Source organism: Myxococcus sp. NMCA1 (assembly GCF_026810205.1).
Taxonomy (GTDB): domain Bacteria; phylum Myxococcota; class Myxococcia; order Myxococcales; family Myxococcaceae; genus Myxococcus; species Myxococcus xanthus_A.
The window spans coordinates 490385-515033 of the sequence record NZ_CP113950.1 but is presented as its reverse complement, the minus strand read 5'-3'; the positions used below and the strand labels follow the sequence as shown (position 1 = coordinate 515033).

At 69.3% G+C, this 24649-nt stretch carries 23 protein-coding genes; 14 read left to right on the top strand and 9 right to left on the bottom strand.

All coding sequences use genetic code 11. The features are described 5' to 3' along the window. Positions 1-55 precede the first annotated feature (55 nt). The 3 genes from hpf to OZ403_RS02260 form a co-directional block, all read right to left on the bottom strand. Complete coding sequence (gene hpf / locus OZ403_RS02270) at positions 56-391, bottom strand: ribosome hibernation-promoting factor, HPF/YfiA family (RefSeq protein ID WP_140797039.1); 336 nt, start codon at positions 389-391, stop codon at positions 56-58. A 220-nt stretch (positions 392-611) separates the two neighbouring features. Next, a complete protein-coding gene (locus tag OZ403_RS02265; RefSeq protein ID WP_140873081.1) occupies positions 612-1622 on the bottom strand; it encodes a zinc-dependent alcohol dehydrogenase family protein in 1011 nt (336 codons plus the stop codon). A 59-nt stretch (positions 1623-1681) separates the two neighbouring features. After that, on the bottom strand, positions 1682-3505 hold the full coding sequence (locus OZ403_RS02260; RefSeq protein ID WP_140786865.1) for an LA_2272 family surface repeat-containing protein: 1824 nt from the start codon (positions 3503-3505) through the stop codon (positions 1682-1684). 8 nt (positions 3506-3513) lie between these two features. On the opposite strand from OZ403_RS02260, the gene OZ403_RS02255 reads away from it, so the two are divergent. Then, complete coding sequence (locus tag OZ403_RS02255; protein WP_268783361.1) at positions 3514-4497, top strand: aldo/keto reductase; 984 nt, start codon at positions 3514-3516, stop codon at positions 4495-4497. A gap of 7 nt (positions 4498-4504) precedes the next feature. Here the strand turns inward: OZ403_RS02255 and OZ403_RS02250 are convergent, their stop codons facing one another. Beyond that, a complete protein-coding gene (locus OZ403_RS02250; RefSeq protein ID WP_090486584.1) occupies positions 4505-4999 on the bottom strand; it encodes a hypothetical protein in 495 nt (164 codons plus the stop codon). A gap of 124 nt (positions 5000-5123) precedes the next feature. Between OZ403_RS02250 and OZ403_RS02245 the strand changes: the two genes are divergently transcribed. The 8 genes from OZ403_RS02245 (at position 5124) to OZ403_RS02210 (ending at position 12223) form a co-directional block, all read left to right on the top strand. Beyond that, the gene (locus tag OZ403_RS02245; RefSeq protein WP_268783360.1) at positions 5124-5651 is read left to right on the top strand and encodes a pyridoxamine 5'-phosphate oxidase family protein; all 528 of its coding nucleotides are present in this window, start codon (positions 5124-5126) and stop codon (positions 5649-5651) included. Positions 5652-6048: 397 nt separating this feature from the next. Then, positions 6049-7383, top strand: a complete 1335-nt coding sequence (locus tag OZ403_RS02240) for an inositol-3-phosphate synthase (RefSeq protein ID WP_140786863.1) — start codon at positions 6049-6051, stop codon at positions 7381-7383. Further along, positions 7361-8287, top strand: coding sequence for a phosphatase PAP2 family protein (locus OZ403_RS02235; RefSeq protein WP_268783359.1), 927 nt, complete (start codon positions 7361-7363; stop codon positions 8285-8287). The genes OZ403_RS02240 and OZ403_RS02235 overlap by 23 nt, the downstream gene beginning before the upstream one ends. Next, on the top strand, positions 8280-9530 hold the full coding sequence (locus OZ403_RS02230; RefSeq protein WP_140786861.1) for a GtrA family protein: 1251 nt from the start codon (positions 8280-8282) through the stop codon (positions 9528-9530). Before OZ403_RS02235 ends, OZ403_RS02230 begins: the two co-directional genes overlap by 8 nt. After that, complete coding sequence (locus OZ403_RS02225) at positions 9520-10518, top strand: hypothetical protein (RefSeq protein ID WP_268783358.1); 999 nt, start codon at positions 9520-9522, stop codon at positions 10516-10518. The genes OZ403_RS02230 and OZ403_RS02225 overlap by 11 nt, the downstream gene beginning before the upstream one ends. Beyond that, entirely contained in the window at positions 10515-11096 is a 582-nt protein-coding gene (locus OZ403_RS02220; protein ID WP_140786859.1) for a protein-tyrosine phosphatase family protein, read from the top strand. Before OZ403_RS02225 ends, OZ403_RS02220 begins: the two co-directional genes overlap by 4 nt. A gap of 10 nt (positions 11097-11106) precedes the next feature. Next, positions 11107-11781 carry a hypothetical protein gene (locus OZ403_RS02215; protein WP_268783357.1) on the top strand — a complete coding sequence of 225 codons (675 nt, stop codon included), beginning with the start codon at positions 11107-11109 and terminating at the stop codon, positions 11779-11781. Between the two features lie 13 nt (positions 11782-11794). Then, positions 11795-12223, top strand: coding sequence for a hypothetical protein (locus OZ403_RS02210; RefSeq protein WP_268783356.1), 429 nt, complete (start codon positions 11795-11797; stop codon positions 12221-12223). A gap of 15 nt (positions 12224-12238) precedes the next feature. Here the strand turns inward: OZ403_RS02210 and OZ403_RS02205 are convergent, their stop codons facing one another. The 3 genes from OZ403_RS02205 to OZ403_RS02195 form a co-directional block, all read right to left on the bottom strand. Continuing rightward, complete coding sequence (locus tag OZ403_RS02205) at positions 12239-13636, bottom strand: DUF4340 domain-containing protein (RefSeq protein WP_268783355.1); 1398 nt, start codon at positions 13634-13636, stop codon at positions 12239-12241. 90 nt (positions 13637-13726) lie between these two features. After that, positions 13727-14653 carry a helix-turn-helix domain-containing protein gene (locus OZ403_RS02200; protein WP_268783354.1) on the bottom strand — a complete coding sequence of 309 codons (927 nt, stop codon included), beginning with the start codon at positions 14651-14653 and terminating at the stop codon, positions 13727-13729. Further along, positions 14634-15683 carry an NAD(P)/FAD-dependent oxidoreductase gene (locus OZ403_RS02195; RefSeq protein WP_268783353.1) on the bottom strand — a complete coding sequence of 350 codons (1050 nt, stop codon included), beginning with the start codon at positions 15681-15683 and terminating at the stop codon, positions 14634-14636. The genes OZ403_RS02200 and OZ403_RS02195 overlap by 20 nt, the downstream gene beginning before the upstream one ends. Positions 15684-15885: 202 nt before the next feature. Between OZ403_RS02195 and OZ403_RS02190 the strand changes: the two genes are divergently transcribed. Then, entirely contained in the window at positions 15886-16758 is an 873-nt protein-coding gene (locus OZ403_RS02190; RefSeq protein ID WP_140852896.1) for a hypothetical protein, read from the top strand. A 12-nt stretch (positions 16759-16770) separates the two neighbouring features. Here the strand turns inward: OZ403_RS02190 and OZ403_RS02185 are convergent, their stop codons facing one another. Together OZ403_RS02185 and OZ403_RS02180 are read right to left on the bottom strand one after the other, a co-directional pair. Beyond that, positions 16771-17049, bottom strand: a complete 279-nt coding sequence (locus OZ403_RS02185; protein ID WP_140786854.1) for a hypothetical protein — start codon at positions 17047-17049, stop codon at positions 16771-16773. Between the two features lie 101 nt (positions 17050-17150). Continuing rightward, positions 17151-19631 carry an efflux RND transporter permease subunit gene (locus OZ403_RS02180; RefSeq protein WP_140786853.1) on the bottom strand — a complete coding sequence of 827 codons (2481 nt, stop codon included), beginning with the start codon at positions 19629-19631 and terminating at the stop codon, positions 17151-17153. Positions 19632-20030: 399 nt separating this feature from the next. On the opposite strand from OZ403_RS02180, the gene OZ403_RS02175 reads away from it, so the two are divergent. From OZ403_RS02175 to OZ403_RS02160, 4 genes are all read left to right on the top strand, one after another. After that, positions 20031-22562 carry an efflux RND transporter permease subunit gene (locus tag OZ403_RS02175; protein WP_268784845.1) on the top strand — a complete coding sequence of 844 codons (2532 nt, stop codon included), beginning with the start codon at positions 20031-20033 and terminating at the stop codon, positions 22560-22562. Positions 22563-22590: 28 nt separating this feature from the next. Further along, positions 22591-23112 carry an Erp protein gene (locus OZ403_RS02170; protein WP_140786852.1) on the top strand — a complete coding sequence of 174 codons (522 nt, stop codon included), beginning with the start codon at positions 22591-22593 and terminating at the stop codon, positions 23110-23112. Between the two features lie 128 nt (positions 23113-23240). Further along, positions 23241-23942 (top strand): MOSC domain-containing protein, encoded by a 702-nt coding sequence (locus tag OZ403_RS02165; RefSeq protein WP_268783352.1) that lies wholly within the window; start codon positions 23241-23243, stop codon positions 23940-23942. 155 nt (positions 23943-24097) lie between these two features. Next, the gene (locus tag OZ403_RS02160; RefSeq protein WP_268783351.1) at positions 24098-24619 is read left to right on the top strand and encodes a hypothetical protein; all 522 of its coding nucleotides are present in this window, start codon (positions 24098-24100) and stop codon (positions 24617-24619) included. The last annotated feature ends 30 nt before the right edge of the window (positions 24620-24649 follow it).

The window sequence follows — 24649 nt, the reverse complement described above, 5'->3', positions numbered from 1 at the left end:
CGACCGCCCAGCTGGATGTCTGTAATGGGAATGAAGCGCCGCGCGAGCGACACCGTCACCGGTGGTGCGTGTGGAGCGCGTCCGCGTAGTGTTGGAGCTGGCGCCTGGCGGCGTCGAACGCATCCGTCACTGCTTGATAGGCATCCTCGTGCCCGGTGCGCGCCTGCGGATCCCGGGTGGCGACGATGTTCCTTCCTGGCACACTCACATCCACACGCACGTGGAAATGCCTGCCGTGCTGCTTGTGCCGGTGCGGCTCCTCCACCACCACGTGGCACCCCACGATGCCGTCGTAGAACTGCTCCAGCTTGCCGGCGTGGTCGCGGATGTACTCGCTCAGGGCCTCGCTCGTCTCCATGCCCCGATAGGTGATTTGCAGCGCTCGGTTCATCGTCCGCCTCGCGTGGTGGTGCCCCCAGGAAGGGGGCATCGGGTTGCCTTCCCTTCCGGATGCATTTGCGCGGCCAGCGCGCCAGGTCCGCGAAATTCCATCAATCGCCACGCAAGCCACACGCTGCGTTTGCGGCGAAATGGGACACCGCCGCAGTCTCTGCGGGGCGATTTGCCCCACCCACCCTGAGAGGCGGACGTGGGTCCGCCTGGCTCCACGCTCAACCCAGGGCCGCCACCTCGAGCACCGCCGCGCCGTGCACCTGGCCTCGCCTCAGCGCGGTGAGGGCATCGTTGGCGGCGGACAGTGGGAAGGTTTGCACCAATGTGCGCACCGGCACCTTGGGCGCGAGCGCGAGGAAGTCCAGCGCATCCGCCCGGGTGAGGTTCGCCACCGAGCGCACCACCCGCTCCTCCCACAGCAGCGCGTAGGGGAACGCGGGGATGTCGCTCATGTGGATGCCGCCGCACACCACCACGCCGGCCTTGTCCACCGCCCGGAGCGCGGCGGGCACCAGCGCGCCCACGGGCGCGAAGAGGAGGGCCGCGTCCAGCCGCTCCGGAGGCACGGTGTCCGAATCCCCGGCCCACTCCGCGCCCATCTCCCGCGCGAACCGCTGGCCCTCCACGTCCCCCGGCCGGGTGAAGGCGAAGACGCGTCGGCCTTGGTGGCGCGCGACCTGGATGAGCAGGTGCGCCGCAGCGCCGAAGCCGTAGAGCCCCAGCAGACGGCGCTCCATCCCCGCCATGCGGAGACTGCGAAAGCCGATGAGGCCCGCGCACATCAACGGCGCGGCGTGGACGTCGGTGTACTCGGGCGGCAGGGGGAAGCAGAAGCGCTGGTGGGCCACCGTGAACTCCGCGTAGCCACCATCCAGTTGGTACCCCGTGAAGCGTGCCTGCTCGCAGAGGTTCTCCTGGCCGGCCAGACAGAAGCGGCAGTGGCCACAGCTCCAGCCGAGCCAGGGGACGCCCACTCGTGTGCCCACGGGAATGGCCGTCGCCCGCTCGCCCGCCGCCTCTACCGTGGCCACGATTTCATGGCCTGGGACCAGCGGCAGCTTGGGCTTCGGGAGCTCACCGTCCACGACGTGCAGGTCGGTGCGGCAGACCGCGCAGGCGCGCACGCGGAGCAACAGCTCCTCCGGACCGGGGCGAGGAATGGGCAGCCGCGTCTCACGCAGGGGCTGCCCTACCTCGCGCAGCACCATCGCGCGCATGCTTCCTTCCATGCCTCACCCCCTGGCGCCGCGCCCTCCAGAGCGCCCGGGAGGAAGATGGTAGGGGCTCCTCAAATCTGCACACCCGCGAGCAGGCCCGGCCACATGCGCACGGTGGTGCGGCCGTCGTCCGCCACGTGGCGCCACTGCGGCCCGATGCCCAGCTCCTTCCACGGGTCGCTGTCATCCCAGGTGACGAGCGTGTTGGCGCTGACGCCACCGAACACCGCGAAGTGCCGCGCCACCTGCCAGCCCGCCGTCAGCCGGAGCTGCCCCAGGACATGGTTCGTGTCGTCGAAGAGCCGCTTCGTGTGGAGGGTGCTGCTCACCACGTCGACGTCGAAGAAGAAGCGGCCCGCGGGGATGTGCCCGCCCAGGCCCGCGCCGATGACATAGCGGCGACGGTCCTCGTCGATGGAGGGGCTGTAGCCCACCGTGAACAGCGAGTAGATGTGACGGCCGCCCAGCTTCACGCCCACGTTGGTGAGCGCCACGTCACTGGCCCAGGCCTGCACATGCGCCTGACCACCACCGACGAAGCTGAGGAGGCCCACCGCCTCACCGTCCAGTTCGCGGGCCACGTTGAGGAGGCCCACCTGCGCGCCCGTCACGTTGCTGGCGATGTTGACGATGCCCACCTGCGCGCCATCCACCTCGCCGCCCACGTTGATGATGGAGAGCTGGGCGCCGGAGAGATTCCGCACGTAGCTGACACCCGAGGACATCTGGAGCCCCGTCATCTGCCCCGCCACGTTGAGGCCCGCGGAGGCCTGGAGCCCGTGGACCCGCCCTGTCGCGATGTTGGCGCCCACCGCAGCCTGGAACCCGCGCACCGGACCGCCCGACACGTTGGCGCCCACGCCGAGCTGCGCGCCCAGCAGGCTCTTCCCCGCGACGTTGACGGCCACGGCCATCTGCGTGCCATTCACCTCGCCCGACGCGATGTTGCCACCCACTGCGAGCTGCGCGCCTTCCGCGTTCCCGCGCACCACGTTGACGCCCACCGTGGACTGGAGGCCCAGCAGGTCCGCGCCGGCCACGTTGGCGCCCACGGAGAACTGGGCGCCCGTCACCGGCCCCCGGGCCACGTTGGCGCCCACCGCGAGCTGCGCGCCGCTCAGCCCGCCCTCCCCCACCCAGTTGCCTGCCAGCGACATCGCCAGGCCGTCCACCCGCTTCGCATGCGTCGCCACCAGGCCGATGGACACGTTGTTGACCACGTTGCCGGTGTGGAAGCCCGACGTACTCAGCCCTGGCACCAGGGTGAGGCTGAACGGGATGTGCACTTCGTTCGCGTCGGTCTCCGCCTTCGCCTCGGCCGAGCCTTCCTCAGGCGCGGATGCGCTCACCTCACCGCCCACGACAGCATCCACCGTGGAGGCCACCGGCTTCGCGGCAAGCCGGGACGCGTCTCCCACGGCGTCCGTCGTGGCAGGCACGACGGGCGTGGAGGACGCGCCATTCGACGGTGCCACAGGGTTCACAGCGCCGGACGCTGACGCGCTCCCCGCGGGCGCCCCAGCCGCCGAGGTGTGGCTCACCGGTTGCTCCGCGGCAGCCACCAGCGGCGGTGCGGACAGCTCGCGCGCCACGCCCGGCCAATCGACAGACGCCGCTCCGCTCGCGGAGGACGCGGCGCTCGAGGACTGACCGCCCGCTGTCTCCTCGGCGGAGGCCGAGAACGCCACCACCGCCGCCATCATCCCCGCGCATACCGAGACCTTGCGATTCATCGCCTGGACCTTCCTGGACTGTTTTGAATGCGGCCCGGCCCGCATCGCGCGGGCACCCGGGCCATGAGGAATCATCGGGAGGCGTCGCCACCCCGCTCGCGCAAGAGAACACCGGCACCGCGCGGAACTGTCACCTGTCCACTTCAGCGCAGCCGCTAACATCGCGCGCCATGTCCTCCCGCGCCCCGTCCCGCCGCGACGTGCTCACCGCGACCCTGGGTGGCCTGCTCCTACCCGGCGTCGCCGCCTCACAGCCCACGAAGAAGGCCACACAGGCCCCGTCCACCGTGAAGCCCCCGGAGAAAACCGCCGCGCCCTCGCGCGGCCGAGGAGACGCCATGCTCACACGCCCCATTCCCAGCACGGGCGAAGCGCTGCCCGTCATCGGCCTTGGCACCTGGCAGACGTTCGACGCCACACCGGACGAGCGAGCGCCCCTGGCCGAAGTGCTCCGCACCTTCCTCGACTCGGGCGCGCGCCTCATCGACTCCTCGCCCATGTACGGCCGCGCGGAATCCGTGGTGGGCGAGCTGCTGCAGAAGCTCGACGCGACGAAGACGCCCTTCCTCGCCACCAAGGTGTGGACCACCGGCAGGAACGAAGGAACCGCGCAGATGCGGGAGTCCATCCGGCGCATGGGCCAGGGCCGCATGGACCTGATGCAGATTCACAACCTCGTGGACTGGCGCACGCACCTGCCTGTCCTGCGTGAATGGAAGGCCCATGGCGGCATCCGCTACCTCGGCATCACGCACTACGCCCGCAGCGCCTTCAATGACCTGGAGCGCATCATCCGCGAGGAGAAGCCGGACTTCGTCCAGCTGCCCTACTCGGTGCTGGAGCGCGACGCGGAGAAGCGCCTGCTGCCCGCCGCCGCCGAGCACGGCGTGGCGGTGCTCGTCATGCAGCCCTTCTCCAGCGGCACCCTCTTCGAGCGCGTGCGCGGCCGGCCTCTTCCGGGCTGGGCCGCGGACATCGACTGCACCAGCTGGGCCCAGGTGTTCCTCAAGTTCATCCTGGGGCACCCGGCGGTGCACTGCCCCCTGCCGGCCACCAGCAAGCCCTCGCACGCCGCCGACAACGTGCGCGCGGGCTTCGGCCGGATGCCCGACGAGAAGCTCCGCGCCCGCATCGTGAAGGAGCTGGAGGGCTGAGCGGCGGCTACAGCTCCGGGTCCGGCGTGTACTGGAGCTCGCCCGTGGGCTCCAGCACCAGGCCCGTTCCGGGCTCGTCCGCTTCGTCGTCGCGGCCCACCTCCAGCACGGACTCCTTCGCGTCCCACTGGCCCAGGTAGTACTCGCCGCCCGCGGCCATGCAGGCGCGGCCTTCCGACACCACCGTCTCCACCACTTCCTTGAGGTCGCTGGTGGCGCGCAGCAGCGTCCACGACTTGCCGTCCTCCTTGAAGCCCTCCACCAGGTCCTTGAGCTCGGCGTCGCGAGGCATGCCGTCGGGCAGCGTCTGGCGCTCCCACGTGCGCGGCTCGCGCTGCGGCTGACGGGCCTTCCACGCGCGCGCCAGCGCCAGCAGCTTCTCCTCCGCCGCCTCCTGGAGCGCGTGCATCTCCTCGGGCAGGTCGATCTCCTCCAGCGCCAGCACCGCCGTCTCCAGCTGCAGTGCCTTGAGGCTCCACTCGTTCCACGCAGTCTTCAGCATTCGAACCCTCGCTTTCCTGCTCGGCCACCTACCACAGGCCCGCCTGCCCTGGCGGCGGCCAACCCACCGCCCTGTGCCCGCCGACCTCCACGCTGTCTACCTTGTGCTCCCAAGGGAGGCAGCGATGGCCAGCAAGAAAAAGGACACCCAAGACGTCGCCGAGCACTTCGATGACCTCATCAAGGGCATCAAGGTCGCGATGATGACCACCGTGGAAGCGGACGGCAGCCTGCGCAGCCGCCCCATGTGGACGCACGCACGCGACTTCGACGGAGAGCTCTGGTTCTTCACCCGCGAGCATTCACCCAAGGTCGACGAGGTGACGCACGACCACCACGTCAACCTCGCGTACTCGGACCCCGCCCGGGACCGCTACGTCTCCGTGAGCGGCCGTTGCCGGCTGGTGCTCGACAAGGAGAAGGCCCGCGAGCTGTGGAACCCCACCCTCAAGGCCTGGTTCCCCGACGGCCTGGATGACCCCGAGCTCGCCCTGCTCTGCGTCCGCGTGGAGAAGGCCGAGTACTGGGACACGCCCAGCAGCCGCATGGTCCAGCTCGCCGGCATGGTGAAGGCCGCCTTCACCGGACAGCCCTACGCACCGGGCGACCACCAGAAGCTCGACCTGGACGACAGCGCCCCGCTGCCCCACTGAGCCGGACGGGCCCACCGGAATGGGCCTTCATGAAGGGGGGACGGCGCCTCGCGACGGCTCCGCCTCCTCCTGTCCCACTCACACCTTCTTCATCCTTCCAGCAGGGTGGGTCACCATGAACCCATGGCGAACCTGTCCGAGGAGTGTGCCGTGGATGTCGTCCTTCTGACGACCTGGTGTTTCTCTGACAGCGTCGATCGCCTCGCCTTGTACCTCGGGCTGGGCTGATCCATGAGTGCGGCGCCCTCGGGTGGTAAGAGCCGCCACGCTCATGACGTTGAAGTGACGAACGCTTTAGAGTATCAACCATCCGCTTTCGAGATTTTCCGCATGCACGACCGGTATCGTACCGCCCCGCATACGGCCGACTCGATACGTCTAACGAAGGAACATCACGATGGAAAACAAGAGGTCGGTCGCGAAGCCGGACGGCAAGCTCGCGGTCCTGATTCCGGGTTTGGGCGCTGTGTCCACCACGCTGATGGCGGGTGTCGAGCTGGCGCGCCAGGGCAAGGGTCACCCCATTGGGTCGCTCACGCAGATGGGCACCGCCCGCCTGGGGAAGCGGACCGACGGGCGCACCGTGAAGCTCAACGAGCTGGTTCCTCTGGCGGAGCTGAAGGACGTCGCCTTCGGCGCCTGGGACATCATCCGTGAGGACGCGTACGAAGTGGCCGTGCGCTCGGGCGTGCTCAGCGACAAGCACCTGGAGGAGGTGAAGCCGTTCCTCCAGAGCATCAAGCCGAAGCAGGGCGTGCACGACCCTGAGTTCGTGCGCCGCATCGAGGCCAACCACATCAAGGCCACCAAGACGCACCGCGAGAGCATCGAAGCGCTGCGCCAGGACATCCGCGACTTCAAGAAGGAGCTCAACGCGACGCGCGCCGTGATGGTGGTGTGCAGCAGCGTGGAGACCTTCCGTCCGCTGCCCGAGTCCTTCAAGACGCTGGCCGCCTTCGAGAAGGCGCTGGACGAGAACAGCCCGGACATCAACCCCACCGCGCTCTACACCTACGCGGCCATCAAGGAGGGCGTGCCCTTCGCGAACGCCACGCCCAACGCCAGCGTGGACACGCCGGCGCTCCAGGAGCTGGCCAGGCAGGAGGCGGTGGCCGTCGCTGGCCGTGACCTCAAGAGCGGCCAGACGATGATGAAGACGGTCATCGCGCCCGCGCTCAAGGCCCGCATGCTGGGTCTGGACGGCTGGTTCTCCACCAACATCCTCGGCAACCGCGACGGCGAGGTGCTGGACGACCCCGCGGCCTTCAAGGCCAAGGAAGTCACCAAGTCGAGCGTGCTGGACACCATCCTGCAGCCCGAGCTGTACCCGGAGCTGTACAAGAAGTACGCGCACAAGGTGTCCATCCACTACTACCCGCCCCGCGGCGACGCGAAGGAGGGTTGGGACAACATCGACATCACCGGATGGCTCGGCTATCCGATGCAGATCAAGGTCAACTTCCTCTGCCGCGACTCCATCCTGGCGGCCCCGCTGGTGCTGGACATCGCGCTGTTCCTGGACCTGGCCAAGCGGCTGGAGTGGCGCGGCATCCAGGAGTGGATGTCCTTCTACTTCAAGAGCCCCATGGCGCAGCCGGGCCTGCCGGTGGAGCACGACCTCTTCATCCAGCTCACCAAGCTGAAGAACACGCTGCGCGTCGTCGCGGGCGAGGACCCCATCACCCACCTCGGGCTCGACTATTACGGAGATGACCTCCCGCTCTCCAAATAAGGTCACCGCGCTCACGTGGCTCTCCACCGTCCTGGGGTTGAGCCACTTGACGTTGGTGTACGCCACCGGTCGGCTGCGGTGGGACCACGTCGCGGCGGACGCGCTGATTCTGGGGGTGGCCTGGGCGGGCCCCGGCTTTCAGCGCTTCCTCCGCGGTGGGCTCGCACTGTGGCTGACCGGGATGCTGCTGGACAGCCAGGGCCTCTGGCTGTTCCTGCGGGGCCCCATCCACACGGGCGACCTGTGGGAGCTGGAGCGCCAGTGGTTCCCGGCGCCCGGCGGCACCCACTGGCCCGAATGGTGGGCCACGCGCTTCACCCCGGCCTTGGACCTGCTGTGCGGCTTCGCCTACGCGGCGTACCTGTACGAGGTCTTCATCCTGGCCATCTTCTTCTTCGTGAAGAAGGACTCGCTCTTCGAACGGCTGTGCTGGGGCTTCCTGGCGGCGAACGCCATTGGCGTCGTCATCTACGTGCTCTACCCCGCCGCGCCGCCCTGGTACGTGCTCCAGTACGGCCCGGGACCGGCCGACCTGGCCGCGCCCCCCAACCCCGCGGGGACCGCCCGTTTCGACGAGCTGCTGGGCATCAGTTATTTCGCGAGCTTCTACTCGCGCAGCACCAACGTGTTCGGGGCAATGCCTTCACTGCACGCGGCGTACCCCTTCCTGGTGATGATGTTCGTGTGGTCGCGCGGCTGGGCATGGCGCATCTCCACCGGGCTGTTCGCGTTGCTCGTCGCCTTCTCCGCCGTCTACCTGACGCACCACTACATCCTGGACGTGCTCGCGGGCCTGGGTGTGGCGGCGGTTGCATTTCTCGCGGTCGAAAGCATCTACGCCCGTTGGACGGCCACGACACCGTGGGCCGTGTCGTTGACTACAAGAGGAGACACCCGTGCTTGAGAACCTGATGGCGTGGTTGACCGGAAACCTGTCTCCGTCCGCCCGCATCTGGACGGCGCTGGCTCCGGCCATTGTCGCTTGTGTCTACTTCATCGGCGGGCTGCTCCTCTTCTGTATCCGCTGCGCCTTCAAGGGCATTCCCCGCGACGAGGAGACGCTCAAGCGCGGCAGCAACGGGCTGGTGGGCTTCTTCCTGCGGCACTACTTCTTCTGGATCATCCAGCCGCTGTGGGCGGTGATTCTGCGCTCGGGCCTGCCGGCCAACGCGCTGTCCATGCTGTCGGGCCTCTTGGGCGTGTCGTCCGGCGTGGCGGTGGCGGCGGGCCGCTTCGCGCTGGGCGGCTGGCTCTTCCTGTTCGCGGGCATCCTGGACGTCATGGACGGGCGCATCGCCCGCACGCGCAAGGAAGCCAACCCCGCGGGCGCGGCGCTGGACTCGGTGCTGGACCGGTACGTGGACTCGGCGATGCTCATGGGCCTGGCCTGGTACTACCGGGACACCTGGGTGCTGCTGCCCGCGCTGATGGCGCTGCTCGGCTCCTCGCTGGTGCCCTATGTGCGCGCCAAGGGTGAAGGACTGGGCGTCAACGTGCGCGACGGCGCCATGCAGCGGCTGGAGCGGGTGCTCTTCATGGGCGCGGGCACGGCGCTGTCGCCCATCCTGGAGGCCGTCTTCTGGCCCGAGGAGAAGCACCCCATGCACTGGCTGGCGGTGGTGGGGCTCGTGTTCGTCGCCGTCATGAGCAACGTCACGGCGCTCTCCCGCTTCCGCAACCTGGTGAAGGCGCTGGCGCCCAAGCGTCAGGAGGCGCGCTCCGGCAAGGCCATCATCGGGCTCAACGCCCTGGCGGGCGCGCTGGCCACGGCGGTGGACTTCGCGCTGGTGCTGGCGTTGGTGGAGTGGGTGGGCATGTTGCCCGCCTGGGCCACGGTGCTGGGCTGCGGCCTGGGCGCGGTGGTGAACTACTCCATCAACCGGGTGCTCACCTTCAAGAGCACCGGCGCGGTGGGGCGGCAGCTGGCGCGCTACTCGGTGGTGAGTGGCACCAGCGCGCTGCTCAATGCGGGCGGTGTGGCGCTGCTGACGCTGCACCCGCAGCTGGCCTATGCGCTGGGGTGGTGGCTGGTGCGCGGCGTGGTGTACTTCGCGTGGAACCTGCCGCTGCAGCGTGACTACGTCTTCAACAACGACGCGGCTGCTTCCGAGGACCCTCTCATGGAGCAGCGTCCTCATGCGGCCTGATGGGCGCTTCCAGGTGCTGAAGGGCCTGGCTGTGGCCACCGCGCTCGCGCTGCCCTCGGTGGCGGCGGCGGGCGCGGTGCTGGAGCCGAAGCTGTCCCCCAGTGACAACTACGGGGAGAACTTCACCTTCATCGGCGACCTGGACGGCGGCACCTTCATCTTCGTGCAGCTGACGGTGACGAACATCGGTCCCGGCTCGCGCACCGGCCTGTGCCGGACCACGGTGCTGACGCCGGGGCAGAAAGCCTGGTCCGCGCAGGCGAAGGTCAAGACGCGCGACTGGCGCTACGACGCGGAGAGCTCGACGCTGAAGATGGGGCCGTGCTCAGCCCGTTCGGCGGATGGGGCCACGCGCGTGGAAGTCCCGCTGGATGGCGGGCGGGTGCTGCTGGAGTACGCCGCGCCCATGACGCCCCAGGGCCAGGAAGGCACCGAGGTGGAGGTGGGCAAGGACCGCTACCACCACGAGGTGACGCTGGCCTTCAGCGCGTTGAAGGCGACGGTGAAGCGGCCCAAGGGCGAGGACATCGTCTACACGGGTGGCGGGTACGCGGACCACACGCGCTCCACCATTGCTCCGGCGAAGCTGGCGAAGCGGTGGGTGCGCTTCCGGGCGCTGCGCGGCGGCGAGAAGCTGGTGCTGCTGGCGCGCGAGGGCCAGGACGGCGAATACGGCCCTGTGTACGCGTGGGAGGAAGGCGCCAAGGCCCGCTCGCTGGAGCACTTCACGCTCGCGCGGGAAGGCGTGAGGGAGCGGAGTTCGTGGACGGTGGAGCTGTTCGCGGATGGCTCCTCCGCCATGGTGCTGCGCTCCACGTCGCTGCTGCAGCGCAGCGCGCCGGTGGAGGATTTGGGCGCGGTGCTGGGCGGGCTGGTGCGCTCGGTGGTGGGCTCGCCGGTGACGTACCTGCACCGGGCGGTGCTGGAGCGTGAGGGCAAGGCACCGGTGACGGGGCTGATGGAAGTGACGCTCGAGGGCGACCTGTGAGTTTTGCTTTGCTGCGGGAAGTGCACCACGTGCCGGGTGTGCGCGGCTGGGTGCGCAAGCAGGTGCTCCGCTCGGTGGCGCGCTGCGTGGAGTGGACCACGAAGCTGCCGGGGCGCGGGCTGAACGTGTCTCAGGTGAATGACTGGCTGTACGTGGGTGGCGCGGTGCCTCGCTCGCGGTACGCGGAGCTGAAGGCGCGCGGCATCACCGCGGTGATTGACGTGCGAGGTGAGCGCTGTGACGACGCGGAGGCGTTGAAGGCGCTGGGCATCGAGTTGTTGAACCTGCCGGTGACGGACCGCTATCCGCCGTCGGTGGAGCAGGTGATGCGGGGCGTGGAATGGGCCCTGCCCCGGCTGGAGCAGGGCGGCACGCTGTACACCCACTGCGAGCACGGCGTGGGCCGGGGCCCGCTGGTGGGGCTGGCAGTGATGGTGGCGCGTGGCTGGGAGGCACCGGCCGCGTACCGCGAGCTGCGGCAGGCGAGGTGGCAGTCCACGCTGAATGACCGGCAGCTGAACGGGCTCGCGGACTTCGTCGCCGCGTGGCAGGCACGGACGTCCGAGCGGGCGGCGTAGGCTGCAAGCAATGTCCAGGAGGCCACCAGCCGCGATATTGGCATGCACCGTCGCGCTGGCCCTTTCGGCGGGTGCATCGGCGTGTGGCACCAACCCCAACGTCCGGGTCAGGCGGCTGGAGAACGGCCGGCTCCAGGTTGACGGTCCCCTTGCCGGGCCGTTCAAGACGACAGAGGAACTCGCCGCCACAGGCTGCGAGCTCATGACCCGGCAGGGTGGAGCCTCGGCAGGCCCCGCAGGCTCCGAGTACTGCGCACTCAACTACTACGCACCTGACGAGGATGCGTTCTACTTGAGCTACCTCTCCGACTTCAGAGACCGGGCGGATACTCGCGAGGCCAAGACCTGCTCGATGCCTGAACTCCTCAACGACCCGGAACGTGTGAATGCCATCATCACAGGCGGCGACCACACGCATCCACACAACCCCCGCTTCTCCGCCGCAGACCTGAGTGGCAACTGGCATCCCACTCGTGCCGTGTCGCCACGCTCAGGCAGGGTGCTTCAGCGCGAGCTCTACGTCTTCCACAAGCGAGGCGACGCCCCCTGTACCGCGTACAGATTCAACTACGCGACGCGGATTGTTACCGCGCTCCGTAACGGCCAATGGGTCCCTATTGGCCAAGTGTACGACGATAGAGGCAACATCCGGATGTTCGAGGGCATGGGCTGGCACATCGAATGATGGGAACCTCGTCATGAAAATGCTTCCGCTGGTCGCGCTCCTTGCCTGTTCTAGCCTGCTGCACGGCTGCGCCCGGTTTGGCTACTACAAGCTCCCCAAGGCCGAGCGAGCCCCTGCGGAGGAGGCAGCGAAAGTGACGTTCCCTGATTCCATGGAGCAGGGAATCCATCTGGATGGGCCTGCGATGGCGGCACTTGAAGTCGCGATGAACGACTTCCTTCCCCCGGACGCCAAGGCTGAGGCCCGCACCGAGGAACTGGCACGGTGCCTGTCACAGCGAAGCACCTACGACGTGACGGTATTGAAGCAGGACGACCAGCTCTACTTCGTCAACTTCCTTCCCAGGCTCTCCCGATGCGGCATCGAGCTCGATGCCCCCATCATGGATGCGGGCGCGACCTATGCCATCGATGGGCACGGACGGATTCTGAGCGAGCTGTAGCAACTCGTGCGGACGCTACGGCCCGCTGAAGAGCGCGATGCCACGCGACAACCAGGCGCGAGCCCTGTCCTCCACGGCATACGTGAAGCCGTCGCGCGAGCCTCGGGCGTACACCTCCTGGTAGCCCTCCGGTGCGTCCGGCACTGCATTCCCGAGCCACAGCGTCTGCACGGCGCCGCCCTCCTCGCGCACCTCCACGGAGGCCACGGGCGGAGACAGGCCCGCCTGCGCGTCCTCCACCGCTGCGTCGAGAAGGCGCGAGGCCTCGAGCCGCTGGAGCCAGATGAGATGCGCCTCCACCTGTGACGCGTCGAACCGGTAGGACTCCGGCGGCGACTGCGGCTCACGCAGCACCCAACCCTGCGCTTCCTTCGCCACCACCACCGTCGTGTCACCGGCCTGGATGCGCACCTGGTTCACCTGCTCCAACGCGAAGCGCAGCAGGAGCAGATCGCGGAAGTCCACCAGCCGCTTGCGCACCTGCGATGCCGCAACCGCGGACACCTCGTACACCCGCGCATCTCCCTCCAACTGGACGAAGACGGTGTCCTTGGACTCCGACGCACGGCTCAGCCGCAACAGCACCGTCTTCCCGTTCTTGAGGCGCGCCTCCACCGTGTCATGCGCCTGGGTGAGCGCGGCCTTCGCCTCCGTGGCGGCCTCGCCCGCGAGCACGTCCTGCGCCTCGACCTCCAACAAGTCCCGCACGACCTGTTCGACCACGTGCGCGCTGAACCGGAAGCCCTCCGGCACCTGCGTCCCCTCCGCGAGCCGCCAACCGCCAGCCGCGCCATTCGACGTCACCGTCACCGGCGCTTCGTCCCCGACACGAAACACCAACTGCGTGATGTCCCCGGGCGCCCCCCGCACCAGCCGCGCGTCACGCCAGTCCATGACGCGCCGGCGCCACAACCAGCCCAACAACGTGGGGTGCTCGAAGACGTCCGCGTTGGCCGCCTTGCGCACGTAGGTTCCACCGTTCGACGCCCCGTCCTTCCCGAGCACCAGCTCCAGCGGAGGGCGGCCCTCCTGGAGGATGCGGACCTTCAGCCCGCGTGCGTCATCCAGCCAGAACTCGTTCAGCCGGTCGGCCTCGCCAGTGACGAACTTCGCCCCGGCCACCCGGGTCAGGGACTCCAACGCGCCCTTCACCATCGCCTCGTCCGCCAGGTAGCGGCTCTCCGGCGAACCCGGGTCCGCGACCGTCCACCCACTGCTGCCCCGCTGCAGCGTGGCGCGGCGGACGCCCGAGAGCACCAACCCGGAGACTCGGGCCGGGTCGAAGCCCGACAGGTCCAACTGGCGTCCACCACCGCTGGCTTCCGGCTGCCCCGGCGACTGCTCACCGGCGACGAACATGAACACGAGCAGCAGCACGGCTGCGCCAACGACGATGACCAGCGCCTTCTTCATGGCTCTCCCTCGGCTCCGGGCCCAGGGAGAACCCTTACTTCACCCCCGCACGTCTCGGCATCCCCCTCCGTGACTTTCGGAGGGGACGGCTCATGGAGCCCCGGCCGTCGCCTTGCGCCGCCACGCGGCCGGAGTCACCCCGTGGATGCGGCGGAACTGGCGGATGAAGTGCGTCACGTCCGCGTAGCCCACGCGCTCCGCGATGATGTCCACGCGCTCGTCCGTGCCCCGCAGTCGCCGGCGTGCCTCCGCCATCCGGCACTCCAGAATCCACTCGCCCACCGTGCGGCCCGTCTCCTGCCGCACCACGCCCGCCACATACGCGGAGGAGCGCCCCAGCGCCTTCGCCACCTGCGCGAGCGACAGCGGCTCCAGACAGTGCGTCTCAATGTACGTGAGCGCCTTGCGGCTCAAGCCCAGGGAGGGCGGCTCGCTCGCGCCCATCTGGGCCGTCATTCGCTCCAGCTCGATGAGGACCAGCCGCAGCAGCGAGCGCGCGGCTTCCTCGCCCCCCGGCTCGTTCCGGGCCACCTCCTCCGACAGCAGGCGCATCCACCGCGCCAGCCTCCGGCGCTGCGGCAGCGTGGGCCGCAGCACGGGGTGACAGCCCTTGCGCACCCGCAGCAACGGCCCCAGGCGGTTCGCGGCCCCACCGTCCTCGCCCAAGGCATCCGGATGGAAGGCCACGCCCCACCCTTCCGCGTTCGAAGCGCCGGCCCCGTGCGCATCCCCGGGCGGAATCAGGTGGACGTCTCCCGCCCGGACCACCAGGTCCCCCGCGTGCCGCATCTTCGACTCGCCTCGCGTCACCAGCATCACCACGGCGTAGGCGTGCACGGCGGTGGCGCGGCCGCCTCGGGGGTGGACCTGAAGGCGCCCCGCCCATATCGGCAGCCGCCCTTTTTCGAAGTCCAGGCGCGACGACGAATCGGGCCCCCAGGACGGCTGTTGTGGCTCGGTCGGCATCGCCCCTTCGTAGCGAGCGAAGCCGCCGGGCTCAACCCTGACCAGGTCCATGCGCGGCGCCCGCCCGTTCCAGGTTCAGGTCATGGTTCAACATGCCCGCCGCCATCATCCCCGCGGACGCGGCCGCGATGGCCGCCTGCGCCCGGGTGCCGAGGTCCCCCGCCGCGTAGATGCCCGGCACCGACGTCTCGCCCGGGCCCTTCAGCTTCACGAAGCCCTCCTCGTTCAGCTCGAGCCCCAGCCGCTGCACGAGCGACGACTGCCGCTGGGGTGGACGGTCGAAGAGAATCTCCCGGGGCACCCGGGTGCCGTCCTCCAGCTCCACCGCATCCAGCTTCTCCCCGGCCGCGATGAGGCCGCGAATACGCCGCGTCTCGAGCCGAACCCCCGCCTTCTCCAGCAGCGCACGCTTGTCGGCGGGCACCTCGAAACCGTCCATGGCGAACACCACCAGGTCGCGGGTCCACCCCGTCAACATCACGGCGAAGTCGAGCGACACCTCGTTCGTGGCCAACACGCCCCAGGCCCGGTCCTGGATTTCCCAACCGTGGCAGTACGGGCACTGGAAGATGGCCTTGCCCCACAAGTCGCTGTAACCGGGCAGCTCGCGCATCACGTCCACCATCCCCGTGGCCAGCAGCACCCGGCGGGCCTCCACCACGCCGCCCCCTTCGAGCGCCACGCGGAACATCGTCCCCGCGCGCTCGACGTTCAGCACCCGCGCCTCGCGCAGTTGCACGTCGTAGGGGCGCATCTGCTCCCAGGCGACACGCCGGAACTCCCGGGGCGGGATGCCATCCCGCGTGAGATAGGTATGCACCTCCTCGGCGGCCGCGTTCCGGGGAGTACCCGCATCGCACACCAGGACCTTCTTGCGGCCACGCCCCAGCGCCAGCGCCGCGCTCAAGCCACCCGGGCCGCCGCCCACCACCACCACGTCCTTCACGTCCTCGCGCTCCATGTCGTCCGTCCTCGTCGCGTCCATCGCGTGTCTGCAGCCCAGGGGCAGCGCGGCACCGGCCAGTCCCAGCCCGGCCAGCGCCAGGGCCTCTCGGCGCGTCCACGTCGCCCGCTTCGTCATGGAGAAGTGCTAACCGGCGACTCTCACAGCCGGGAGGGCGCGGCTTCGCGCCGAATCGGCGGATCCGCGCGTTCGCGGCGGCACGCCCTCGAAGGGCGCCACAGTGGGCGGCCCGACACCTGGGTGTGGCTGGCGGGCCGCAGTCCGAGCCTCCAGGCGCTGGTACACGCGTTGCTATCCCAGCCCTCATCAGGAGGACGTCATGCGCTACGCCATGGTGCTGGGAGTCACGCTGGCCTCGTTCGGGGCCGCCGCCGAGGAGCGGTGGACCGCGCCGTATCAGATTGAAGCGGTCTCCGGCCGCACCACCCGCGTCGTCCTGGGCGAACAGGCGCCGGAGGACGTGGCCTCACGGCTCCAGGTCATGACGCTCGTCGGCACGCAGGGCCTGGCGGTGGCGCGCTTCCAGCGGACGGAGACCGTGTGCACGGGGGAAGAGAACGTGGACCTGCCACCCGTCTGCCACACCGTGGGCGTCTACACACAGGCGAAGGGGACGCCGGACATCGGTGAGTACATCGTGGCTCTTGCGGGCACCGTCACCGGCACGGTGAGCATGCCCGCGCCCAAGACGGCGCGGGAGCGTCCTGTCCCGGGGCAGTGGACCTCGGACGCATTCGAGCGTCCCGTGGACGAAGGCGCCGACCCCTTCACGCCCGAGGGATTCCCCGTCCCTGGTTACCGGTGGAAGACCTCGCCCGAAGGGCATGTGATGCTGGAGTCCAGTCGCGATGGCCAGAGCGACGACACACGCGTCCCGCTGGACTCGTGCACGCAGGAACGACAGGGCCCCTTCACCCGGCTGGAGTGCTTCCCGGGCGCGCCGCACATCGCGCCGGGCGACTCCCCTGGCGCATCCCTGCTCTACGCCGACCGGCGGCCACTCGTCGTCAGCTTCGCGGACTACGGCGAGGCCAGCACAGACCTCGTCGCCTCACTGCGAGTCGGCGGCGACACGCAGTACCTGGTCCACGTGGGACTCAAGGGGCAGGCCGTCACCGGGCTGCTCTTCCGCGAGGGGAACGCGTGGCGCCTCCTCCTGCGCCCCGCGGACTATCCCGTCATCGGGTGCTGAAGCGCGCGGCGACTACCAGCGCCGCTCCGGCTCCATGGCCGCGGGCCTGCGATTATCGGTGGGCTCCAGCCCGCTCGCCGTGGAGCACCGGCACACCTCACAGCCGCGCTCGCGGTCCATGGTGCAGTTCACGCCGGTGACACATGTGAGGTTCCGGGACTCGGCGCAGCGCGTCTCGCCCTTCTTCTCGTCGCGCTCCGAACCGTGACGGCAGCCGGCCAGGGCCGCCGCTCCGACGGTCGCCAGCATCAGCCACCGCTGCCCACTGCTCCGCATCCACATCCGCGTCATGGTCCACCTCGACGGAGTTCCCAGAGGCACCACGCCCTCACGGACGCGGTGCCCTCAAGAGGGCACTCATATCGAGCGAAGCAGCCAGCGGCCAGCGGACCTCACGCCTCCGGCGCGGGCTGCTCAGTCTGCTCTTCCGGCGACGTGCTGTGCTTGCGGCGCCAGCGCTCCACCATCAGCAGCAGCGACGGGAAGCCCAGCAGCACGATGACCATGTTGATGCCGAAGCCCAGGTTGGCCAGGTCACCAATGGAGTTGAGGCCCGGGTGCTTCGCCAGGATGAGCGCGACGAAGCCAATGGCGCTCGTCAGCAGGCCGCCCGTAATCGCCCGGCCCGTCTCCGCATACACGGAGACGAAGTCCGCGCCGCGCTCGCCCAGCCGCTGCACCAGGTGCACGCCCGCGTCCACCGTGGTGCCCACCAGCACCGGCAGCACCATGATGTTGAGGTAGTTGAACTGCAGCCCCAGCAGCGACATCAGCCCCACCAGGCCGACGACGGACAGCAGCGTGGGCAACATGCAGATGAGCGCGGTACGCAGCTTGCCCAGCGTCAGCCACATGGCCACCAGCACGCTCAGCACCGCCGCCGCGAGGATGCGCGGCCCTTCACGCGACACCATGTCCAGGATGTCCGCCAGGATGAGCGCCTCACCCGCCGCCGACACCTGACTGCCGTCCGGCATCTGCAGGCCGCGCACTTCCTTGGAGAACTTCCGCGTGCCCTCACCGTCCGACAAACTGACGCCACCTGCGTACACCAGCACCACGCCGCCCGTGCTGCCATCCAGGCTCTCGAACTGGTGCCGCACGCTGGTGGGCAGGGCCTCCTGGGTGAAGGGCTTCGCCTTCGCCATGTTCAGCGCGCGCACCAGCGTGTTGCGCGTGTCCTCGGGCAGCCGCTCCGGGTCCAGCTTCTCCAGCTTCGCGGAGATGGCCTGGAGGATGGCCTGCTTCTCGTCCTGCCGCTTGGGGACCAGGTCATCCAGCGCGCCCACGAAGTCGATGGTGGAGTCCTTGCCCCGCGCCGCCTTGCGCGCCTCCAGCTGGCGCACCACCTCGCGCTCCATCTCCTGCGAATCGGTGAGCACCACCACCGGCGTCTGCGAGTAGCCCAGGATGTCGTTCACCTTCTGGTCCAGCACCGCCGACGCCTGCTTGTAGTCCTCCAGCGTGCGCGAGTCGTAGTTGAACGAGATGCGGTACGCCTGCGACACCAGCGCCAGCACGCCCACGCCCACCACGATGCCCACGCCCCGGTAGGAGCGCGGCAGCCAGCGAGCCAGCAGGCTCAGCGGCCCGGCCGCACCCTCTTGCTGCACCCGCGGCGCCCAACCGAAGCGCGTGGCCAGCCCCAGCAGCGCGGGCAGCAGCAGCACGTAGGAGAAGATGCTCACCAGCATGCCCACCGCGGCGATGATGCCGAACTCGCGGAACGCCCTGAACTCCGACATGGCCAGGCTGAGGAAGGTGAGCGCCGCCACCAGCGCCGCGATGAGCGCGGAGAAGCCGGTGTGCCGGAAGGACTCATCCACCGCTTCCTCGGAGTTCATCCCCTCCGAGCGCAGCGTCGTGTAGCGCCCCAGCAGGTGGATGCCGTGCTCCACGCCCAGGCCTCCCAGCACCGCCGCGAGGAAGCCCGTCAGGAGGTTCACCTGCCCGTAGGCGAGCCCCACGAAGCCGTACGTCCACCCCAGGCCCGCCATCACCGGCGCCATCGTGAGGCCCACCGACAGCGCGCTGCGGAAGTGGAAGGCCAGGTACGCCAGCAGCAACACCATGGCCAGCGTGGACGCGCTCGCCAGGTCGCCAATGATGACGCGCTGCTGATCAATCTTCTTCTTGAAGGTGCCCGTGACCGCCGTCTTGAAGCCGGGCCCGTACTTCGACAGGTCCTGCTGCGCCAGGAAGTCCTCCACCTGGCCCACGACCTTCTTCGAGTAGTTCAGGTCCGCGGCGCTGCCCCGGGGCTTCGCCATCAGCACCACCATGCGCTCGGTGGGGTTGATGTAATAGAGGTCGCCCTGCCCGGAGAGGCGCTGGTTGGCGCGGCCGGTGTACTTCTGCTCGATGTCAGCGAAGTCCACTGACGGAGGGTCCTCCTCCACCAGCGAGACGAAGAGCGGATTGGCCTGCTGCTTCTCCCAGAGGATGCGCGCGTCGATGCGCTCCTGGATGGTCTCCAGGTCCTCGACGTCCACGTAGTAGAGCGAGTGCTCGTCGAAGAAGGCCCGGGGCCGCTGGTGGGAGACGTAGCGAATCTCAGACAGCTCCCCGAGCTTCGGCGCCATGTCGTCCGCGAAGCGCTTGAGCACCTCTGGATCCGCGCCCATCCCCACCACCACCACGTTGCCCTGACCACCGAAGCGCTTGCGCAGCTTCTCGATGTCCTGGACGCTGGGGAAGTTCTTCGGCAGCAGTCCCACGAAGTCCGCGTTGAGCGTCAGCGTCCTGGCGAAGTACGCGCCGAGCACGGTGAGCACCAGAGCCAGGAGCAGCGCCTGGAAGGGCTTCCGGTGGTTCCGAACCGCCAGGCGGCCCATGGCTCCCTCGAACCGCTCCGACCAACGCTTCTCACTCATGCTTGCGACACCTGCATCTGTTGACTGGCCGAATCGCCGGACACCTTGGGCACGCGCTAACGGGAGAGTCAACGCGTTTATGCCGTGAGGCGGAAAGTAAGGCTGCGAATCACCTGCCTCATGTAACGCGCCCCTGGAGCGAATGCTCGCCTGCTTGTGACACCCGACACACCGCCGCCCTGGAGGATGTGACGGGTTGAATGGACCCCATATGCGCTGTTGGCTGTCCCTACCTAGTGGGCAGACAGGCAGACGTGGATGCCTGCATCGCACCCCCACCATGGTCACGTTCCCCGGCGACACGGGCTCGCGCGTGCGAGCACACGAGGGAGGGGAAGCCGCTCCGCCCTCCGCGCGACCGGGAGGGCCGGGGCCGCGGGTGGTGGCCGCAGGCCGATGATGGAACCGCATCCGAACGACACGACACCTCCGGGCGAGCCGCGGTGGATGGGGCGCGTGGAGCGCGCGCTGGGCGCGATGGCCGCGCACAACCACCGGCGTCCGGTGTTGGCGCTGCTGCTGGCGCTGGTGCTGGCCGCCGTGGGTGGCTTCTTCGCGCGAGGACTGCACCTCAACGCCAACCTCGTGGACCTGCTCCCGTCCTCCTTCGAGAGCGTGCAGGACCTGCGGGAGTTGGAGCGCCGCTTCGGCGCGCTCGGCTGGGTGGCGGTGGTGGGCGAGGGCGCGGACCCCGAGTCCCTGAAGCGTTTCGCGGACGACCTGGCGCCCAAGCTGGAGGCCCTGCCCGGCATCCGCTTCGTCGAGGCGCAGCGCCCCGGCGCCTTCTTCCGCGACCGGGCACTGTACTTCCTGTCGGAAGAGGACCTGCGGGAGGTGTACCGCCGCTTGGAGGCGCGGCTCCAGTGGGAACAGCAGCAGGCCAACCCGCTCTACGTGCCGCTGGTGGAGGAGGAGCCGCCGTCCCTGGACTTCTCCGACCTGGAGGCGAAGTACGCGGGCGGGGCCGGACAGCGGCTGTCCACCAGCCAGGGTGACTACTACCTGGATGAGGGCCAGCGCCGCATCGTGCTCCTGGCCAAGCCGGACACCACGTCCGCGGACCTGGGCTTCTCGCGCAAGGTCACCGATGAGGTGCGCGGGCTGCTCGCCGCGCAGGACCTGTCGAAGTACGGGGCCGGCTTCAAGGTAGACATCACCGGCACCTTCCAGAAGAAGTTGGATCAGCAGAAGCAGATTGCGCGCGACATCGGCGTGGCCTCGGCGGTGGCCACCGCGCTGATGCTGCTCTACCTCCTCTTCCACTTCCGCAGCGCGCTGGCGGTGGGGCTGGTGCTGACGCCGGTGGCCGCGGGCCTGGCGTGGACGTACGGCCTGGTGGCGCTCGTCTTCGGCGAGGTCAATCTCCTGACGGGCTTCCTGGGCGCCATCCTCGGAGGCCTGGGCCTGGAGCACGGCATCCACCTGCTGGGGCGCTACCTGCACCTGCGCGGCGAAGGCCACACGTCCGAGGCCTCCACGCGCACGTCCTTCACGCACACCGGCGGCGCGGCGCTCGTCTCCGCGCTGGTGGCGGCCGTCACGTTCTTCGTGCTGGGCACCTCGCGCTTCCGCGCGTTCCGTGAGTTCGGCGTCATCGCGGGCGTGGGCATGGTGGTGCTCATCGCCGCCTACGTGCTGGTGCTGCCCGCGCTGCTGGGCCTGGCCTCGCGCTGGGGGTGGACACCCCGGCGCTCCTCCGTCACCACCGTACGCTCCCCCATGGGCCAGCTGCTGCTGCGGCGGCGCCACGTCGTCACCGTCGTGTCCGCCGTGCTGCTGCTGGGGCTGCTGAGCCAGACGGGGCGCGTGCGCTTCGACTTCGACTTCGGCTCGCTGGAGGACCAGGACCTGCCGTCCTTCCAACTGGACCGCGAGGTCAACCGCCTCATCGGCTATTCGCAGACACCGGTGGTGGTGCTCACCCAATCACCCGAGGAGGAACAGGCGATGGTGGAGCGGCTCCACGCGCGACAACGCGAGCGGGGCAAGGACTCCACCATCGACTTCGTGGCCTCGCTGTCCTCGCTGGTGCCCGAGGACCAGCCGCGCAAGCAGCGCGTCCTCCAGGACATCTCGCGGCTGCTGGAGCGCGTCCCGGAGGGCCGGCTGGATGCACGGCAACGGGAGCAGGTGGCGTCGCTGCGAAGGCAGGCAGCCTCACCGCCCTTCACCCGTGACGACCTGCCGCCGAGCGTCCAGCAACAGTTCCTGGGCCGGCAGGGCGCGTCGGGGGGCTTCGTCATGGTCTACCCGTCCGTGGACCAGTCGGACGGGGTGGCGGTCCGCACGCTGGCGCGGGAGGTTCGCGGCGTGGGGACACCGGACGGCCCGCGCGTCTCCGCGGCCGGCGAGTCCATGGTGATGGCGGACATCCTCGACATGGTGACGCACGAGGCACCGCTCATCCTCGGCGGCACCACGCTGGCGGTATTGCTGGCCATGTGGCTGACGCTGGGCGGCCTGCGCATCGCCCTGCTGTGCATGGCGCCCACCGTGGTGTCACTGGTGGCGCTGCTGGGGCTGATGCCGCTGCTGGGGCTGGAGTTCAACTACCTCAACATCCTCGTCATCCCGATTCTCATCGGAACGACGGTGGACGCGGGGGTGCACCTGCTGACGCGATTGTCATCACCGGGCCATGACTTCGTGTCGGTGTATTCGGAGACGGGGAAGGCCATCTGCGGCGGCTTGCTGACCAGCGCGATGGGCTTCGGTGCTCTCTTCCTCGCTGACCACCCGGGCCTCAACTCCATTGGCGCACTTGCCAATCTGGGCTTCGCCACCAACCTCCTCATCATGCTGGTGGCCTTCCCGGCCCTGCTGCTGGTGCTGTCGGAGCGCAGGCTGAAGCGCCATTCCGCCCGAAAGGAATCGCAGAAACCGGAGCCACCGCGCCACTCGGGGCGCGGCGAGCCCACGCACGCAAACTGACACACACACCCACGACGGAGGGAGCAACATGGCGAAGCAGATGAAGCGGGGTTGGATGTGGGCCGGAGCACTGGCGGGTACCCTGGCGTTGGGGACCGCGTGTAGCGCGACGGAGGCTCCGGTGCAGGTGGCGCAGGTGGACCCGTCCACCGGGCAGACGGTGACGCCGGGCACCGCGCCGGGCAACACCACGCCGGGCACGGGCCCCGGCACGACGCCGCAGACGGGCTCGACGAACACGAACCCCAACACCCTGCCCCCGGCGACGAACCCCAACACCCTGCCCCCGGGAACGTCCACGACGACGCCGGGCACGGGCGGCTCCGGCGCTCCGGGCACCACGCCCTACAACACGGGCGCGGAGGGCGCCACGTCCACCGTTCCTGGCACCACGCCCTACAACGCGGACGCGGGCACGGGCGGCTCCGGGGTGCTGCCCACGCCGGGCATCGGCACCACGCCCGGGCTCGACGCCCCGACGGGCACCGGGACGTCCAACACCGTCCCCGCGCCCTCCGGCGTCATCAACGACGGCGGCACCGGCTTCTAGCCCTCGCCGCGTCACCCTGAAGCAGCGCCCCATCCGGCACCGCGGGCCTCGCGGTGCCGCTGATGGGGCGTTGCCATGCTGGACAGGCGCGTCCGCGCCTGCTTTGTCCCGCGGGCATGGAGACCCTCGTGACGCGCTTGTTGTCGCTGCGAGTGGGCATGCCCCGGGAGCTCGGCGTTGCTGGTTCCGCCTCGCCGCTGGAGCGGCCCTGGACCAGCGCCATCTTCAAGGAGCCGGTGACAGAGCCGGTGTGGCTGTCGCGCATGGGGCTCGCTGGAGATGGCCAGGCGGACCGCAAGGTCCACGGCGGCCCGGAGAAGGCAGTCCTCGCCTATCCCATCACGCACTACGACTTCTGGCGCGAACGTCTGGCGCGAGACGACGTCGGCGCGGGCGCATTCGGTGAGAACTGGGTGCTCTCCCAGGGCACGGAAGCGGATGTCTGCATCGGAGACGTGCTGCGCGTGGGCGGCGCACGGGTGCAGGTATCCCAACCTCGCCAGCCCTGCTGGAAGCCCGCGCGCCGCTGGGGACAACGGGACTTGTCGCTGCTGATTCAGCAGACCGGGCGCACCGGCTGGTACTACCGCGTGCTGGAGGAAGGGCCCGTCCAGGAAGGCGACGCGGTGGAACTGCTCGAGCGGCCCTTTCCCACCTTCACCGTCGCCTTCGCCAACCACGCCATGCACGGCCACGCGCCGAAGGACGCCGCGCTGATGGCGGAGTGTCCCTTGCTGACGCCGAGCTGGCGTGACTCGCTCCGCAGACGCGCGCAAGGCAACCGGGGAGACGACCGCCCGCGGCTGGTGGGCCCCAACACCGCCGACTGAAGGACAGTGCCCGCATAGCCAACCGTCCCCGCGTCTCATTCCCGCCGCCGCCTGGAGAGCAAGCGGCCATGGGAGGGGCCTCTAGCAGACCGCTCATCGGCTGCTCACGTTCCCGGCCAGCAGCAGTCAGACACCAACCAACCGGAGAACGAACCATGACGAAGCTCCTCAAGACGAAGGCCGTCCTTGCCTCTCTCGCCGCCGGCGCCCTCGCGTTTGGCACCGCCTGTAAGTCCGACTCGGGCGCGACCCGAGAAACGACGGACACCACTGACACCAGCGGCATGGGCACGATGAGTGACCCGAACACCGGCACGAGTACGGACACCAGTACGGACACCACGACACCACCTGGCACGGGCGGCACGGGCATGGATGACCCGGCCCTGTCGCCCGAGTCGGAGACCGTGGACCCGAACAGCGTGGACCCCAACGCGGACCCGACGCTGAACCCGGGCACCGGCGGCACCGGGACGGAAGTGGACCCGGACATGAGCAGCGAGCCGGGCACCGGCGGCGCGGGTGACGTGGAGCCGCTCGACAACACGGACACCGATGAAATGGATGCTGATGACGACTCCACGCTGAAGCCAGGCACCGGCGGCAGCGGCATGACGGATCCGGACAACCGGATGACGCCGCCCACGCCGCTCCCGGAGACGGGCTCGACGCGCTAAGCCGGCCCGCACTTCACGGCAACAAGACGA